15 protein-coding genes are annotated in these 15,723 nt (G+C 68.6%); 6 read left to right on the top strand and 9 right to left on the bottom strand.

Annotation, left to right across the window (positions count from 1 at the left end; genetic code table 11):
* Positions 1-24: 24 nt before the first annotated feature.
* On the bottom strand, positions 25-897 hold the full coding sequence (locus NRB56_RS23825; protein WP_319943439.1) for an SDR family NAD(P)-dependent oxidoreductase: 873 nt from the start codon (positions 895-897) through the stop codon (positions 25-27).
* 141 nt (positions 898-1,038) lie between these two features.
* Positions 1,039-2,019, bottom strand: a complete 981-nt coding sequence (locus NRB56_RS23820) for a YihY/virulence factor BrkB family protein (RefSeq protein ID WP_153345757.1) — start codon at positions 2,017-2,019, stop codon at positions 1,039-1,041.
* A gap of 295 nt (positions 2,020-2,314) precedes the next feature.
* On the opposite strand from NRB56_RS23820, the gene NRB56_RS38430 reads away from it, so the two are divergent.
* The 4 genes from NRB56_RS38430 to NRB56_RS23800 are packed head-to-tail and all read left to right on the top strand — an operon-like array spanning position 2,315 to position 6,919.
* The gene (locus tag NRB56_RS38430) at positions 2,315-2,947 is read left to right on the top strand and encodes a Crp/Fnr family transcriptional regulator (protein ID WP_194290957.1); all 633 of its coding nucleotides are present in this window, start codon (positions 2,315-2,317) and stop codon (positions 2,945-2,947) included.
* A 38-nt stretch (positions 2,948-2,985) separates the two neighbouring features.
* Complete coding sequence (locus tag NRB56_RS23810; protein WP_153345753.1) at positions 2,986-3,717, top strand: hypothetical protein; 732 nt, start codon at positions 2,986-2,988, stop codon at positions 3,715-3,717.
* Positions 3,714-5,858 (top strand): hypothetical protein, encoded by a 2,145-nt coding sequence (locus tag NRB56_RS23805; protein WP_153345751.1) that lies wholly within the window; start codon positions 3,714-3,716, stop codon positions 5,856-5,858. Before NRB56_RS23810 ends, NRB56_RS23805 begins: the two co-directional genes overlap by 4 nt.
* Entirely contained in the window at positions 5,855-6,919 is a 1,065-nt protein-coding gene (locus tag NRB56_RS23800; RefSeq protein WP_153345749.1) for a hypothetical protein, read from the top strand. The genes NRB56_RS23805 and NRB56_RS23800 overlap by 4 nt, the downstream gene beginning before the upstream one ends.
* A 57-nt stretch (positions 6,920-6,976) precedes the next feature.
* Here the strand turns inward: NRB56_RS23800 and NRB56_RS23795 are convergent, their stop codons facing one another.
* From NRB56_RS23795 to NRB56_RS23775, 5 genes are all read right to left on the bottom strand, one after another.
* Positions 6,977-7,477 carry a hypothetical protein gene (locus NRB56_RS23795; RefSeq protein WP_153345746.1) on the bottom strand — a complete coding sequence of 167 codons (501 nt, stop codon included), beginning with the start codon at positions 7,475-7,477 and terminating at the stop codon, positions 6,977-6,979.
* Positions 7,478-7,566: 89 nt separating this feature from the next.
* The gene (locus NRB56_RS23790; protein WP_319943438.1) at positions 7,567-8,814 is read right to left on the bottom strand and encodes a cytochrome P450; all 1,248 of its coding nucleotides are present in this window, start codon (positions 8,812-8,814) and stop codon (positions 7,567-7,569) included.
* Positions 8,811-9,932, bottom strand: a complete 1,122-nt coding sequence (locus NRB56_RS23785) for an NAD(P)-dependent alcohol dehydrogenase (RefSeq protein WP_153345744.1) — start codon at positions 9,930-9,932, stop codon at positions 8,811-8,813. The genes NRB56_RS23790 and NRB56_RS23785 overlap by 4 nt, the downstream gene beginning before the upstream one ends.
* 58 nt (positions 9,933-9,990) lie before the next feature.
* A complete protein-coding gene (locus NRB56_RS23780; RefSeq protein ID WP_153345742.1) occupies positions 9,991-10,770 on the bottom strand; it encodes a TetR/AcrR family transcriptional regulator in 780 nt (259 codons plus the stop codon).
* A 1-nt stretch (position 10,771) separates the two neighbouring features.
* Positions 10,772-11,272: a hypothetical protein gene (locus NRB56_RS23775; protein ID WP_194290968.1), complete on the bottom strand. Its 501-nt coding sequence runs from the start codon at positions 11,270-11,272 to the stop codon at positions 10,772-10,774.
* A 398-nt stretch (positions 11,273-11,670) separates the two neighbouring features.
* Here NRB56_RS23775 and NRB56_RS23770 point away from each other — a divergent pair, with 398 nt between their 5' ends.
* On the top strand, positions 11,671-12,534 hold the full coding sequence (locus NRB56_RS23770; protein WP_153345738.1) for an alpha/beta fold hydrolase: 864 nt from the start codon (positions 11,671-11,673) through the stop codon (positions 12,532-12,534).
* Positions 12,535-12,556: 22 nt separating this feature from the next.
* Positions 12,557-13,909: a cytochrome P450 gene (locus NRB56_RS23765; RefSeq protein WP_153345736.1), complete on the top strand. Its 1,353-nt coding sequence runs from the start codon at positions 12,557-12,559 to the stop codon at positions 13,907-13,909.
* On the opposite strand, the gene NRB56_RS23760 is transcribed toward NRB56_RS23765, so the two are convergent.
* Positions 13,881-15,047, bottom strand: a complete 1,167-nt coding sequence (locus tag NRB56_RS23760) for a PucR family transcriptional regulator (RefSeq protein ID WP_153345734.1) — start codon at positions 15,045-15,047, stop codon at positions 13,881-13,883. The two genes, NRB56_RS23765 and NRB56_RS23760, sit on opposite strands and share 29 nt — an antisense overlap.
* Before the next feature lie 113 nt (positions 15,048-15,160).
* Positions 15,161-15,637, bottom strand: a complete 477-nt coding sequence (locus NRB56_RS23755) for an SRPBCC family protein (protein ID WP_194290956.1) — start codon at positions 15,635-15,637, stop codon at positions 15,161-15,163.
* Positions 15,638-15,723 lie beyond the last annotated feature (86 nt).

Below are 15,723 nucleotides of genomic sequence, written 5' to 3'. Positions count from 1 at the left end.
TCGCAGCCGCGCGGGCCGGCCAGGTCAGACTTCGGGCAGTTGCATACTGTCGCCGGGCAGGATCCAGGTACTCGCGTCCATGATGGTGCCGAGGTGGGTGGCGATGTCCTCCACCGTCGCCTCCGGATTGCGGTAGCCGGGGGTCTCGACGATCAGGTTCCGCGCGTAGCGGCCCGCCGACGCGAAGAAGATCTCCCCTGTCGCCGAACAGGTTTCGTGACAGAGGTAGGCGACCATCGGAGCCACCTTCTCCGGGGCCATCGCCGTGTGCAGATGTTCGGGCAGCAGCTTCGCGGTCATCGCGGTCGCGGCGCCGGGCGACACGATGTTGACGTTGATTCCGGAGCGGGCGCCCTCGATGGCCAGCGTGCGGCCGAGTCCGACCATCGCCGATTTCGCGGAGGCGTAGTTGGCCTGGCCCGCGTTGCCGAACAGGCCCGCGACCGAGGTGGTCAGCACCACCCGCCCGTAACCGCCCGCGCGCAGCACCGGCCACGCCGCCTTGGTGACCGCGAGTGTCCCGTACAGGTGCACGCCGTGCACGGCCGCGAGTTCCTCCTCGGACAGTTTCGCGAAGGAACGGTCGCGCAGGATGCCCGCGTTGTTGATCAGGATGTCGGCTCGGCCGAAGGCGTCGAGGGCGGTGCGGACCACCGCCTCCCCCGCACCCGCGTCGGCGACCGAGGCGTCGACCGCCACTGCGGCGCCACCCGCCTCGGTGATCTCGGCGCACAACCGGCCCGCCGGCGTGCACCCGGCCTCGTCGCGCACCTCGATGTCGTTGGCGACGATCCGCGCGCCGCGCGCGGCCAGCAGCCGGGCGTATGCCCGGCCGAGCCCGCCCCCCGCCCCGGTGATGATCGCGACCCGGTCGTCGAAACGTAGCTGATCCGGCACAGACACCTCCGCCCGCGGGCGCCGCGCGCCACGCAAATTCCCGCTGTAGCCAACCGGTTCGTCGATTTCAGAACATAACCGGTCGCTTCGCCGAAACTATAGCCCACCAAGCGGTTGGGTTGGAACCGTTCGCCGGGACGTTCAGTCCTCGGGATCGGCCCGCGGCGGAAGCACCGGCTCGGTATCCGGATGCTGTCCCCGCTCGATCTGCCGTCCCCGGGCGATCTCGGCGTCGACCTGCGCCCCGAGCAGGATCGCGACATTGGTGAGCCACAACCAGATCAGCAGCACGACCGCGCCCGCGAGCGACCCGTACACCTTGTTGTAGGAGCCGAAATGGCTGACGTACACGGTGAATCCGACCGAGGCGAGCACCCAGACGACCACCGCCAGCACGGATCCCGGTGTCAGCCAACGGAACCCGAGCTGACGCGCATTGGGCGCGGCCCAGTAGAGCAGCGCGACGAGAAAGGTCACCACGACGACCAGCACCGGCCATTTGGCGATGTTCCACACCGCGACAGCCGCACTGCCCCACCCGATCCAGTCGCCGACCCGCCGCGCGAGCGATCCGGTGAGCGACACGACGGCGGCGGTCACCGTGACCAGCACCAGGACCACGACGGTCAACCCGATCCGCAGCGGGAAGGTCTGCCAGGCCGGCCGCCCCTCACCGGTGCCGTAGATCGCGTTCACCGCGCGCATGAAGGCACCCAGATAGCTGGACGCCGACCACAACGCACTCGCGATGCCGACCACCGCGACCACCCCGGCGAACGACCGCGCCCCCTGCAACTGATGCACCGCGTCGATGAGCAGACTGGTGCCGCTCCCCGGCCCGATGCGGCGAATCGTGTCGATGAGCGAGTCGGTGGCCCCGCGCCCGAGCGCGCTCAGCAACCCGGTGAGCACGATCAACCCCGGAAACAGCGACAGCACACTGTAATAGGTCAGCGCCGCGGCCCAATCCATGACGTTGTTGTCCTGGAACCGCCGCACCGACCGGCGCAGCACCCCCCACCATGTGCCGCGGGACAGATCGGCGGGGCCGGACGGCGGCGACGACGGCTCCACCTCGACCGGACTGTCCGCGCGCTGCGATTCGGCGATGTGTGCGTTCATCCCTGTCCTCTCCGCGGCCCGTCCTACCTGCCGCCGGGCGGGGACCACCGCCCGGCTCGGCTCACACCCGCAATACCCGCTACCGACGCCGCGACACCACCGAGCATCCCGGCGCCGCGGCCCGCGCGCATCTGCTCGAGGCAGCCGGTATTCGCGTTCGCACCGAATCATTCACTACAGTGCTTCCCGAAATTGCCACGGCGCATCGTCACGATTCGCAAGGGGAGACACTGGAATCGGACGACATACCCCGGTTGCGCCGCGAGGCCCTGTCGGCGGCGGGCACCGGGCGGCGATGGGCCCCAATGCGGTTCTGTTGCGCGAGGGCGAGCGCTCCGGCCATGTCCTGTTCCTGGAGACAGGCGAGGTGAAGGTCACCTCGTCGGCCGCGAGTGGCAAACAGGCGCTGCTGGCCATCCGGGGACCGGGCGACCTGCTCGGTGAGTTCTCCGCCATCGACGGCAGGCCACGGTCGGCCACCGTCACGGCGGTCTCCGAGGTGACTGCGATCGTGGTGCCGGGCAAGGCTTTTCGCGAACTTCTCATCGGCGACGGCGCGACCACCTTCGGCCTTCTGCGGCTGGTGGTCGGCCGGCTCCGCGAAGCCGACGTCCAGCGCTTGGACTTCGGCGCCTACACCGTGACGGAGCGGCTGGCCCGGTTGCTGCTCGACTACGCCGGCCGATACGGCCGGACGGCCGGCGACAGCGTGCGCATCACCTTGTCACTGTCGCAGACCGAGCTGGCCGATGCGACGGGCGCGTCGCGGGAAATGGTGGCCAAGGCGCTGAAGCGACTGCGCGAGGCGGGCGCGGTCCGGACCGGTCGCCGCTGGGTCGAACTACTACGGCCCGACATTCTGGCCGAACTCGCCGGAAATCTGCCGAGTGTGCATTCGGACGCAGACCGCGACCGGGATCACCGATAAACCTGTCGTCGCAAGTCACAACGTCGCGAAGGAAAACCATGACCGAAACCGTGTACCGAACCATCGTCATCGTGGACGTGGAGGGCTCCAGCACGCGGAACAATGTGCAACTCGGTGAGCTACGGTCTGCGCTGTACCGGGTCCTGCACGACTCGCTGCCGTCCGCCGAGGTCGTCACGCCCCCGCGCGACGGCGATCGCGGCGACGGCGTCATGCTGATCTTCACGCTGCCGGTCCTGGATGTTCTCGACGGAATCATCGGGGATCTGTTCGCCGCCGTCCGCCGGTACAACAACGATGTCGGGCCGCTGGACTGGATGCGCGTGCGGGTGGCCGTCCACGAAGGGTACGTCGGCCGGGACGAGAACGGCCCGTTCAGTGACGCGTTGACCGCCACGTTCCGGATGAACGACGCCCGGACACTGAAGCAGACCCTGAAGAACGCCGCGCGGGCCGACGGCGCACTGGCGGTCTCGGATACGGTGTACCAGAACGTGATTCGTCACGGCTACCGTGCCACGGTCACACCGGCCGAATACCGCGACGCACTCATCGCCACGACCGAAGGATCGGTGCGGATCTGGATTCGGGTGCCGGGGTACCCGAATCCGCCGATTCCCACCGACAAATCGAAGACCGTTGTGCCGGTGGATGATCACACCGACAGGCCGAAGCATGCGCGCGACGACGTCAATGCGTACAACCTGATCGTCGGCGATGTCCGGGCCCGCACGATCATCGGCCGCGACAATGTGGGCGGACAGGTATGAGCGAACCGCACGCCGAGCATCCGGCCGGGGACGCTCCTGTCGGCGTTGCGCCGACCGGCAGCATCCCCGGCCCGGGACTCGCGACCGCCGGGGAGGCCGGCGCGGACGGGGATCTGCTGCAGGAATCCCTCGTCGCCGCCGATCTGCTTTCCGACGCGATCGGCTCCATGCGGGGCCGCCTGGTCGGTTCCGGGGGCATCGTCCGAGCCAACAACATCATTCTCGGCGATGCGACGGTCGGGACCCTTGTGGGCCGCGACCATCTGGCCGGGGCCCCGGGACGACGCATCGTCCCCAGCGGTGCGGTCTCCACCGGGCTGCTCGCACAGCTCGCGGGCACGTTCGCCGCACCGGCGGTGTTCGAGCAGATGTGCCACCGGCTGCGCACCGAATCACTGGTTCTGCTGCGAGCGCCGTCCGGCTGGGGACGAACGGCAACGGCACTGCGCGCACTGGACCGGGAATCCGGAGCGGGCGTACACAAACTCAATCCCGACGTACAGTTGCGTTCGCTCGACATCGAGCTCACCCCGGATCTCGGATATCTGCTGGAATCATCGGGCGCCGCGCAGATGCTGCGATCCAGCTCCTATCACCTCGAACAGCTGAGCCACACGCTGGCCGCACGGGATTGCCGGATGGTCGTCGTGCTGGACGACACCACGGAATTGCCCGCCGAAATCGGCCGATTCGTGCTCGACGGTGGCGAGCCGGCCGACGCGATTCGTGTGGTCGGCGCTCACCTGCACGAAGAATCGACGGAACTGCTGTCGGATCCCGCCGTACGGCAACTGCTGGCCGGCATGGCCCAGATCCGGCCGCCGGCTCGCGCTCTCGTCCTGCTCGCCGCAGAACTGGCCGAGGTGTCCGCGGGCAGGGCCGTTCTGGCGGATGTCGTCGAACGGCACTCCGCGGCGGACGACGATCGCTTCCGAGACTGGTTCGACAACGAACTCGACACGGAGACACGAGCTTTCGTTATCGCCGTCGCGGTGTTCCACCGAATGCCGCTGAACTTCGTGTCCGCCGCGGGCCGCACGTTGCACGAGTTTGTCGGGCACGCGGAGGAACCCGACGAGAAGAAGCGCTCGCGATCGATCTTCGGGTCGCCGATCAGCCGGCTGCTCGATTCCGCACGGGCCGAATCGTTCACGGCCGACGAGGAAACCGACTACGGCCGGATCCCGGCGCGAGCGGTGCGGTTCCTCGATGAGCGGTACCCTGAACGAGTTCTCGACTACGTGTGGCGGGAATACCATGCCGCGCACCATCCAATCCGAGAATGGTTGCGCGAGTTCGGTGGAAGTCCCGATCTCGCCGTGTGCGCGCACGCCGGGGTTGCCGTGGGCCTGCTGTCGGCCTCCGAATTCGAGCGCGCTCGCGAACTGCTGATCGAACCGTGGGCTCTCAGCGGAAATCGGCACGAGCGGTTCGCGGCGATCGGCGCACTGCAGCTTCCCTGTCTCCGGCCGGAACTCGCGCCGCCGATCCTGAACATGATCAGAGCCTGGATGGGCCGGGACCAGCCGCTGCCGCTCCGGACGGCAGCGACCGAGGCGCTGGGGACCGCGATCGGTCAGACGATGCCGGATCGCTCCATCACCTTGCTGCGCCGGGCGGCTCGCAGCACCGAGGCGTCGCTGCGCCAGGCTGCCTCCTACAGTCTGGTTCAGCTGTTCTGGTCACCGGGCCTGACCGAACGCGCCCTGCGCGAACTCGAGAGCTGGACCCGATCCGACAAATACTTGTTGCGCGACACCGGCTTTCGATGCACCCTCGATCTGAGCCGATACAAGGGCATCGACACGCCGCACAGCACCGCAACATGGCCGTTGCCGGTCTGGCTCGCCGAGGCCACCGCCCACCGCGAAACGGTCGTCACCCTTTTCGCTCGCCTGTTGACTGCCCCGGTTCACATGCCCGCGGCCTACGACGAGATCCGCCGGTGGGTCGGGATCGCCGAGCGGGACCATGGGCTGTGCGGGCCGCTGGGCAGTCTCCTGATCGATCTCGGAACTGCCATCGACGACCCGGAAACGCTGCCCTACCACCTGTCCGCATGGGCCGACGAACCACGCGGGCCACGGCGGGCCGTCGCGGAACTGCTCGAAACGATTGCTGCGAAGGAGAAATCCGCATGAGCGCGAACGGTCGATCCGACCTGCTCCAATATGCGCGTATGACCTGGGCCGACTGGTGGAAGTTCCGGCCGGTGTCGGGCGGGCACTGGGTCACCGTGACCATGGACGCCGCCGGCGAACTGCGGCCCATCGATCGACGACCCACCACCTTCATCAATCTCCCCACCGGGGTGTACTGGGTCGACACCTCGATACATCACGCGTCACTCCGGTTGGAGTTGCCGGCCGCGGAGGGTGTGCTCAACTTCCTCGCCGACGTCGATCTGTCGTGGCGGATCGTGAACCCGGTGCAAGCCGTGCAGGATCGGGTTGTGAACGGCGAGAACATCTACCGGCCATTCGTCGAACACGAACTGCGAGTACGGAGCCGCAGGTTCGAAGCCGCCCGCTTCACGGAGGCGGAGGAACACGTCAACAACACCTTCGTGGTACGTCCGGTCGAATTGCCCTGCGGGGCAGCGCTGCTCAACTGCAAGGTCAGGCTGCGGCCGGAGCCGGACACGTTCGGCCATCTCAAACAGCGCATCTTCGACGCGCGGGCCGCGGAACACCGTGCCGCGGAGAACCGGGCACAGTTGAACGCGGTGCGACTCACCATGCAGGAGAACGAGGCCGAGCACGGCCTCGCCAGCCAGAGCGCGAGATTCGAGCACGAACTCGCCGCGCTCGCCGAGCGGAACCGCCTCGAACTCGAACAAGCGGGAATCGCTCATTACGCGAAAACTCTCCAGGACGGCGGTATCGAGATGCTCCTCGCGCTTCGGCTGGCGTCCGGCCGCACCGATGTCGACGACGTGATACAGATGGTGATGACCGAGCGGAAGGTGGATCTGGATACCGCGAAGGGAATCGTGGAAGCACTGCTGGGCCAGCGTCTCTACAACAAGCGCGATGTAGCGCCACTCATGGCCGGGGTGAGCGCGGTGATCCAGAAACAGGTCAAGCATCCTCCGCTCGGAGCTCCGACGCCGGAGCCGGCGAGGCAACTCACCGGGTCGAACCCCGTATCGGACGCGGACGAATCCGACGATGCGGATGACGATTCCGACGATCCGGCCTGAACCCGGTCGAGTCCGAACCGCGGCTGCGACTCTCGATTTCGAGTCGCAGCCGCTCGTTCACCGACCGGGGATCAGCAGGGATGCCGGGAACCACACGAGGAACAGCACCACACTCGCCGCGCTCCAGCGCAGCGCGACGGCGAAGCGACGGTACTTGCGGCGTGCGATTCCGGCCAGCAGCGCCGCCTGCCTCCAGGCGTCGTCGGCGAGGGCCGGCACCACCGGGCGGCGGAGAATCTCCGGGGGCAGGCTCGGAAAGCCGAACCAGTTGCCAGGTCCGGCGCCGCGCAGGTTCGGCCACAGGGTGGCGGCGAGGTACACCATGCAGACCAGCAGGACGACTTCCAGGACGGCGGTCATCGCAGTGGCCGGTACGGTCGCTCGAGCCCGGGGGGTCGAGATCAGGCCCGTCAGCACGAATCCGTTGACGGTCAGCAGCAGGCCCACCTTCGCGTCGGCCGCCATGATGATGCGGTTGATCTCGGAGATGGTCCGCAATGCGGCAGCGAGGTCGTCTGCCGGCGCGAGTCGTCGTGTCCCGAATATCCTGAATTTCATCGCTTCAGCACAACAGTGCCGGATGCCGGTCTCCAGGTCTTAGTGCACACACCGGTGGATCGGCTGTCGCGCAACGGTATCGGCAGATATCACCTGGGGAAGTTGGCCGGGAGGTGTTTGATGCCGTGGACGAAGGTGTTGCGGAGCCAGGTGGGGGCGCCGATCTCGACGTTCGGGGTGCGGGTGAGGAGTTCGTGGAAGAGGGTTCTCAGTTGGGTCTTGGCCACGTGGCTGCCGAGGCAGTAGTGGACGCCGCCGCCGCCGAAACCGAGGTGGGGGTTGGGGTTTCGGGTGATGTCGAAGGTGCCGGGGCGGTCGAAGACGGCGGCGTCGCGGTTGCCGGAGCAGTAGAACAGGGCGACCTTGTCGCCGGCTCGGATCTTCGAGCCGCGAATCTCGGTGTCGGTCACGGCGGTTCGGGAGAAGTCCATAACGGGGGTGGACCAGCGGACGAATTCGTCCACGGCGGGGCCGATTCGGGTGTCCCAGTCGGCGAGGAGGCGGTCGCGCTGGTCCCGGTTCCGGTCCAGGGCGAGCATGGCGTGGGAGGTGGTCTGTTTGGTGGTGTCGTTGCCCGCGGAGGAGAGCAGGATCATGAAGGCGCCGATCTGATCGTTGGTCAGGCGATGACCGTCGACCTCCGCCTGCACGATGTTGGTCATCAGGTCTTCTTCGGGCCTGCGGCGGCGGGCCTCGGCGATCTCGATGGCGGCGTTGCGGAGCAGTTCCACCTGGGCGATCATGACCGTCAGGGTGTCCTGGTCGGTGCTGATCGCCTCTTCGCCCGCGCCGAACAGGGTTTCGGCGGCCTGCCGGACCGGTTCGCGGTCGGCGGGGGCGATGCCGATCATGTCCGAGACCGTGTACATCGGGAGCAGGCTGGAACAGGCCGTGACGAAATCGACCTCGCCGGCGCCGACCAGGGTGTCGACGATGTCCTTCGCGTTGCGTTCGATCTGGTGCTGGATCCGGTTGACCTGGCGGGGGGTGAACGCGGCGCTGATCAGCTTCCGGAAGATGGTGTGTTCCGGCGGGTCCATGGTCAGGAAGAACGACATCGCGATCTGCGGCTCCTTGGGCATGGGGCTCACGGCGACGCCCTCGGCGGAGGAGAACAGTTCGGGATGTTTGCTGACGTGGACGATGTCCTGATGGGTGGTCGCGGCCCAGAAACCCGCCTCGGTGTACGGGAAGTCGGCGGGCAGCGGGGGGTGCCAGGTGGGGCCGGGTTCGGCGCGCAGGCGCGCGAAGCTGCGTTCGCGTTCGTCGAAAGGCTTGTCCCAGAACGCCTTCGAGGAGATGTCCACGTCGTGTTCGGGCCGGGTCGCGGTGGTCACGGATGCACTCCCTGGGGTCGGTGGTCGGTCAGCAGGACCGGTTTGACGGTCGTGCCGGCGCGCGCGTCCGCTTCGGCCTTGTCGATGTCCTCGAAAGGATAGGTGCGGATCAGCGTGTCGAAGGGGAAGCGGCCGCGCTGCCACAGGTCGATCAGGCGCGGGATGAAGACCTGCGGGACGGCGCCGCCCTCGAGCAGGTAGGACATCGAGCGGCCGCCGCCGAGCAGGTAGGGGCTCAGGGTGATCTCCTCCAGGCCCACGCCGACCAGGCCGCAGAAGCCGCGCACCTGCAGCACGCTCAGCGCGGTGAGGATCACCGCGGGGACGGCGGTGGTCTCGAACGAGTAGTTCACGCCGCCACCGGTCAGGGACCTGATCGCCTCGGCCACACCGGGATCGGCGCCGTCGAGGGCCGCGGTCGCGCCGAGTTCCAGCGCCAGTTCCCGGCGCGCGGGGTTGATGTCGACGGCGACGATGTGCGCGGCGCCGGCCAGGGCCGCGGCCATGACGGCCGACAGTCCGACCGCGCCCGCGCCGAAGACGGCGATGCTGTCGCCGGGGCGGACGTTCATCGACAGCAGGACCGCGCCGGCGCCGGTCTGCACGCCACATCCCAACGGGCCCAGCAACTCCAGGGGAAGGTCCGGGTCCACCCGCACGATGTTGCGGACCGTGGCGAGGGCGTGCGTGGCGAAACTCGACTGCGCGAACCAGCGGGCCGCGATCTGCTCACCGCTCGCCGACACCGCGCCCGCGGAGCCGTCCAGCCGCCGGGCCGAGGTGTTCGCGACGTCGAAATGGTGGCAGTAGGAGGGTTCACCGGTGTGGCAGCGGGCGCACGCGCCGCAGGATTCGTAGCTGAGCACCACGTGGTCGCCCGGCCGCACGGTGGTCACGCCCGCGCCCACGGCCTCCACCACGCCCGCGCCCTCGTGCCCGGTCACCATGGGCAGCGGGAAGATTCCCGGCGGCAGCAGGCGCGGGATGAGGTCGGTGTGGCACATGCCGGCGCCGGTGACGCGGACGAGCACCTCGTCGGCTCGCGGGTCGTCGAGTTCGATGTCCTCGAAGGAATAGGGGGCCGCGGGGTCCCGCAGCACTGCGGCGTGAGTACGCATGGTCGTCCCGGTTCCCGGCGAGCCGGCCCCGCCGTCCTATAACCCACCAATTGGTTGGTTACGAACCATAGCAGTGCGCCGCGGGGCCGTCAACGTCCGGATGGGGCCCGCGAACACCTTCGCGGGCAACCGAACTGGGCTGGCCGGAGGCCGCCAGCACCAGCTTCGCCCGTTCGATCAGGGCGTCCAGGCCGAGCTCGAAGGTGCGGTCCCGGACCGGGTCGAGGCTGTAACCGGCGCCGGTCAGGCGGGCCAGGTGCGGGCTGTCCCGCTCGTCGATCGCGGGCCGGGTGGTCGCGGTGGCGGCGTCGAGTGCCCCGCGGCGCTGCAGCATCGCGAATCCCCGGCTGTGCGTGGAGAGCGTGAAATAGGTCTCCAGCGCGGCCTCGGGGGTGAAACCGGCGTCGACCAGCGACGCGATGATGGCCTCGAGGCGTTGGTAGGCAACGCGATTCGGGCCCGCCCCGTAGTCGGAGGTGTGCATGATCAGCAGATCGCACAGGACAGGGTTGTCGCGGAACAGGTCCCGCATCGTCATGAAATGGCTGCGCAGCCGCTCGTACCAGGGTCCGGTGCCGGTGAACGGCAGCGCGATCTCGTACTGGGCGAGGGCCCGGTCGCGCATCGCCTCCAGCAGTTGTTCCTTGCTGCGGAAGTACCAGTAGATGCTGGTGACGCCGACGTCGAGACGCCGGGCCAGGGCCGGCATGCTCAGCTTCTCCACCGAGACCTCGGCGGCGAGGGCGTAGGCCCCGTTGACGATCTCCTCGGCCGTGATCGAGCCGCGTTCGCGGCGCTGCCGCCGCGGCTGGCCGGCCGTCTTCGTTGTCCTGGCCATGTCAGACCGGCAGCGGTTCGCCGCGGCCACGCCGGGGCCGGCCGGCGATCCGGAAGGTCTCCACCTCGGCGATCGGGCGCGCGGGATCCGCGATCGCGGCCATCGCGCGGGCCTTGAACGCGCGGGCCGCGCGGCTCGGGGCGTGCTGGGCGGCGGTGGTCCGGCTGCCCAGTTCGTCGGGCAGATCCTCACCCCAGAGGGTGACCTCGTGCCCGCCGCGGCCCAGGCAGCTCAGCGCCCAGTCGTGCACGCGCTCCTCGGTCGCGCACACGGTGGCCGACAGCGCGTAGGACTGCGGCACCACGCGGGCCCGGCGGATCGCCATCGCGTCGCGCAGGTCCACCACCCGGGCGCCGAGGATCCGCAGCGGACGCGGATCGCTGAGGTCGGGGGCGAGCACCGTCACGTCCCAGCCGGCCATCACCCGGTCGAACAGCCAGCCGCCGGCGACGTTCACCAGGTCGGCGGTGCTGTGGGTGACCACGGCCATGCGGTAGCGCAGGACGTGCCGGCGAGCGTGTTCGATCGAGCGGTCGAGCGGCAGTACCCCCGGCACACCCCAGCCGCTCGGGTCCGGTGACAGAACGGACATGGAACCCTCCATTCGCTCGGAAATCCGACGTTCGAGCGCGGCCACGGCACGCGCTGAGCCGAATATACGGTAAGGGCTTCCGATAATGGACGAATCGGTAGAAATCGCTGATGGAGAACCGATTTCGAACCTTCGGCGACGGCCGCCGGTCCGTGCCGCCGAACGCTCGCGGCAGTTCCCGTACCCCTTGCGGAAAAGCCTTACGATACGGTATTCGATATAGTGAGCGCCGTCACGATCCGAGACCCCGGCGGGGCCGGATCGGCGTCCGTCCCGGCGCCCACCGACAGCAGGAAGTGATACCAGCGATGCCCGTCATCGACGTCAACGGCGGCCAGGTCGTCTACGAAATCTTGGGCGACACAGGGCAATTGATCGTCCTGACGCCGGGCGGCCGGTTCGGCAAAGACTACCGCGGGGTGCGCCCGCTCGCCGAGCGACTCGTCGCGGGCGGTCATCGGGTCCTGCTCTGGGACCGGCCCAACTGCGGCGCCTCCGACGTCCAGTTCTTCGGGCCCAGCGAGTCCCATATGCGCGCGGACACGCTGCACGGCCTGCTGACCGCACTGGAGTCGGGCCCGGTCGTACTCGCCGGCGGTTCCGGCGGTGCCCGGGACTCGATGATCACCGCGATCCGGTACCCGGAACTGGTCACGAAGCTGGTGCTGTGGAACATCGTCGGCGGCATCCCGGGTCTGTTCACGCTCAGCTGGGTGTACATCATGCCGACCATTTCGGCGTTGCGCGCCAAGGGAATCGAGGGCCTGCTCACCGTGCCCGAGTGGAAGCAGCGCATCCAGGACAACCCGCGCAACCGGGAGCGGCTGCTGGCACTGGACGAGGCCGAGTTCACCCGGCTGACCCTGCGCTGGCTGCAGGCGTACGTACCCACCCCGGGCCAGACCATCGCCGGCCTGAACGACGACCTGCTCGCCGACATCCGGGTGCCGACCCGCATCATCCGCGGCGGCGGCAACGATCCCGATCATCCCCGGCGCACCTCGCTGGAGGTGAGCTGCCTGATCCCGGACGCGGAGGTCGTCGACCCGCCCTGGGCCGAGGACGCCTGGGAGCAGTCGATCAAGGCGCAGGGCCGCGGCGAGGACGTCGGCATCTTCGACACCTGGATCCTCGCCGCCCCGACCATCCTGGAATTCGTCGACCGAGCCTGATCCGCCCCCGAGAGGACCACGCATGACCATCGAGAACCTGCTGCCGGACGACGAGCGGCCCGGCTACCACTTCGACCGCCACACTCCCGAGTACCGGCACCGGTTCGAGGACATCACCCACGAGATGCACGACGGCTGCCCGGTCGCGTGGACCGAGACCTACGGCGGTCACTGGGTGGCCGCGGGCAACCGCGAGGTGTTCGAACTCGCCCGCTGCCCTTGGGTTTCCAACGATCGCGACGTCAAGGGCGAACGCCGCGGCTACCAGGGCATCACCATCCCGTCCGGCGAGGCCGCGATGCCGATCCGCAACGGCATCCTCGAGATGGACGGCGACGAGCACCGGATCTACCGTTCGGTCCTCAACCCCTACCTCTCCCCCGCCGCGGTGAATCGCTGGATTCCCTTCGTGGACGAGGTGATCCGCGCCTGCCTCGACGACCGGATCGAATCCGGCCGCATCGACTTCGTCGACGACCTCGCCAACATCGTGCCCGCGGTGCTCACCCTCGGCATGCTCGGAATCCCGTTGCACAAGTGGGCGATCTACAACGAACCGGCCCACGCCTCGGTCTACACCCCGCCGGATTCCCCCGACATGGAACGAGTCCTGCAACTGCACATGACGATGGGCATGGACCTCATCGCCAATCTCCAGGAGATCCGCGAGAATCCGCGGCCCGGTCTCATCGACGCGCTGGCCCGCATGCGGGTCGACGGCGAGCGGCCCGACGAGATGGACCTGCTCGGCCAGATGGGGCTGCTGATCGGCGGCGGCTTCGACACCACCACCGCGCTGACCGCGCACTCGCTGGAGTGGCTGTCGCAGCATCCCGAAGACCGCGAAATCCTCTCCCGCGAACGGGATCTGCTGCTCAACTCGGCCACCGAGGAATTCCTGCGCTACTTCACCCCGGCCCCCGGCGACGGCCGCACCATCTCCGAGGACTGCGAGCTGGCCGGGCAAAGGTTCCGGGAGGGCGAGCGGCTGTGGCTGTCGTGGGCGATGGCCAACCGCGACCCCCGGGTCTTCGAGGAACCCGACTCGGTGATCCTGGACCGGAAGGGCAACCGCCACTACAGTTTCGGGCTCGGCATCCACCGCTGCATCGGATCCAACGTGGCCCGCGCGGTGTTCAAGCGGATGCTCACCGCGGTACTCGACCGGATGCCCGACTACGTCTGCGATCCCGCCGGCACGGTGCACTACGACACGATCGGCGTCATCCAGGGCATGCGGAAGCTGCCGGCCACCTTCACCCCCGGCCCGCGGATCGGCGCGGGTCTCGACGAGACCCTGGACCGATTGCAGCGCATGGTCGACGAGCAGCGGCTCGCGGCGCCGATCACGGAGGGCCGGAACGGAACCGAGTGAGGTCGTCCGACCGGAACCGGTGCACGATCAGCGCCGACGCGAGCAGCCACAGCCCCGACACGTGGTTCGGGTCGACGCCGGTGATCGACAGGATGCGCTTGAGCCGGTAGTCGATGGTGTTCGGATGGATGTGCAGTTCCTCCGCGGCGCGGCGGCGGTTCAGGTTGTGACGGAGAAAGCCGGCCAGCGTCTCGAGCAGTTCGGGATGGGCGGTCAGCGGATCGATCAGCGCGACCAGGCGGTCGCGGGCGGGCCCCGGCCGGGTCAGCTGATATTCCATCGCGATGTCCTGGAGGCGGTACAGCCGGGGCGGAAGATCCAGGCGCAGCACGATATCCAGTAGTTCGTCGGCGCGGTCGGCCCCGGCGCCGACCTCCGCCACCGGCGCCTCGACGACGGTCGCGGTCAGCGCGGCGTCGGCGACCGTGGTCAGTTCGCCGATCAGGTCGTCGATTCCGGCCGCGTCGAACACGGTGGCGGGCAACAGGAGTGTGCCCCCGTCCGGACCGAGCAGCGAGAGCGGTTCCGCGTCACAGCGTTTCGCCAGGGCGCGATGCAGCAGCCGCAGCCGGGCGCGACCGGCCCGCCGGTCGTGCTGATGCGGAATGCCTACGGACAGTATGTGATACGCCGAGTCGAGGTGAATGCCGCGTTCGCGCGCGACCGCCGCCGGACGGGCCCCGTCGATGAGCGCGGCGGCGAGGAACCGGGCGTCGCGCTGACCGTCGGAATCGGGCAGGTCCGCGACGTACGCGGCCGACACCACCCGGGTGACCCGGCCGAGCAGGTCGAGGTCGGCGAGCGCGCGGCCGAGGGCGGGCGCCCCCGGCTGCGGCGGCAGTGCGGCACACAGCATTTCCGAGAAGACGTCGTGCACGGCGTGGTGCACCGCGTCGATCGGGACCCCGGCCCGCGCCCAGCGTTCCACGATGTCGCGCAGGCGGCCCATCAGCTGCTCGGTCGCGCGCTGCGAGGTGGCGGCGGCCAGATCGGAGCACAGTTGGGTCACCGAGGCCTGGAGCGCGACCGGCGAACGCGGGGTGCGGTGCCGGGCGGGCACCGGCGCGCCGGGATAGGGGCGGATCACCATGCCCTCCGATCGGAGCGTGGCGTGGATGGTGACCGTCGACTCGGACATCCGGTCTCCTCCCTCGGGCGGTGCTGCCGAATCGGGCACCCGCCCCACGCCGACGCTGGCATGTTAACTACGATTCCTTAAAATGTACCATGCTGTACTGGCTATTTGATGAGCTATGTTTGCCTTCGTTCCGATGACGGATCGGTCGCGGCCGGCACCGGTCCGACGAGCGCGGCGAGTCGATCGAGTGCTTCGCCGAGCTGCTCGCGCCCGTGCTGCTCCAGCGCCTTCGACACGTAGCCGGTGAGGAACGGCCCGCGGAAATCACCCCCGGCGGTGAGCTCCGTGCCACCGGCCACCGGGCGCAGCAGATAGGTGAATTCACAAGCGGTACTGGCTTTTCCGCGACCGGACAACACCATCAGATTCGGCTCCGCGGCGGCCGAGACGGTCCACCGCACCTCGCCGGTCACGCCGAGCAGCGTCACCGTGGACACCAGCGACGCGCCCGAGTACAGCCGCTCCGGCGGTTCACCGACGAAATCCCGATGGAAACCGGACCATCGGGCCCAGGTGGCCGGCCGCGCGATGGCGTCGAACAGACCCTCCACCGCCGCCGGCAGGTGTTTGGTGATGGCGATACTTCCCATGACGCTCTCCTCGTGGCGCACGGCGATCGCCCACCGGCGCCGCGATGCCCCGGAGCGGGGACGTGCCGCTCGCATTAAGTTAATGC

The sequence above is a fragment of the Nocardia aurantia genome (assembly GCF_009604425.1).
Taxonomy (GTDB): domain Bacteria; phylum Actinomycetota; class Actinomycetes; order Mycobacteriales; family Mycobacteriaceae; genus Nocardia; species Nocardia aurantia.
The sequence above is the reverse complement of the archived record's forward strand: the minus strand, read 5'-3'. Positions and strand labels throughout refer to the sequence as shown.

Bases quoted from the DNA above. Each gene is read 5' to 3' on its own strand.
- NRB56_RS23820 (WP_153345757.1), bottom strand. From the start codon at position 2,019: ATGAACGCACACATCGCCGAATCGCAGCGCGCGGACAGTCCGGTCGAG.
- NRB56_RS38430 (WP_194290957.1), top strand. From the start codon at position 2,315: ATGGGCCCCAATGCGGTTCTGTTGCGCGAGGGCGAGCGCTCCGGCCAT.
- NRB56_RS23810 (WP_153345753.1), top strand. From the start codon at position 2,986: ATGACCGAAACCGTGTACCGAACCATCGTCATCGTGGACGTGGAGGGC.
- NRB56_RS23805 (WP_153345751.1), top strand. From the start codon at position 3,714: ATGAGCGAACCGCACGCCGAGCATCCGGCCGGGGACGCTCCTGTCGGC.
- NRB56_RS23800 (WP_153345749.1), top strand. From the start codon at position 5,855: ATGAGCGCGAACGGTCGATCCGACCTGCTCCAATATGCGCGTATGACC.
- NRB56_RS23795 (WP_153345746.1), bottom strand. From the start codon at position 7,477: ATGAAATTCAGGATATTCGGGACACGACGACTCGCGCCGGCAGACGAC.
- NRB56_RS23785 (WP_153345744.1), bottom strand. From the start codon at position 9,932: ATGCGTACTCACGCCGCAGTGCTGCGGGACCCCGCGGCCCCCTATTCC.
- NRB56_RS23780 (WP_153345742.1), bottom strand. From the start codon at position 10,770: ATGGCCAGGACAACGAAGACGGCCGGCCAGCCGCGGCGGCAGCGCCGC.
- NRB56_RS23770 (WP_153345738.1), top strand. From the start codon at position 11,671: ATGCCCGTCATCGACGTCAACGGCGGCCAGGTCGTCTACGAAATCTTG.
- NRB56_RS23765 (WP_153345736.1), top strand. From the start codon at position 12,557: ATGACCATCGAGAACCTGCTGCCGGACGACGAGCGGCCCGGCTACCAC.
- NRB56_RS23760 (WP_153345734.1), bottom strand. From the start codon at position 15,047: ATGTCCGAGTCGACGGTCACCATCCACGCCACGCTCCGATCGGAGGGC.
- NRB56_RS23755 (WP_194290956.1), bottom strand. From the start codon at position 15,637: ATGGGAAGTATCGCCATCACCAAACACCTGCCGGCGGCGGTGGAGGGT.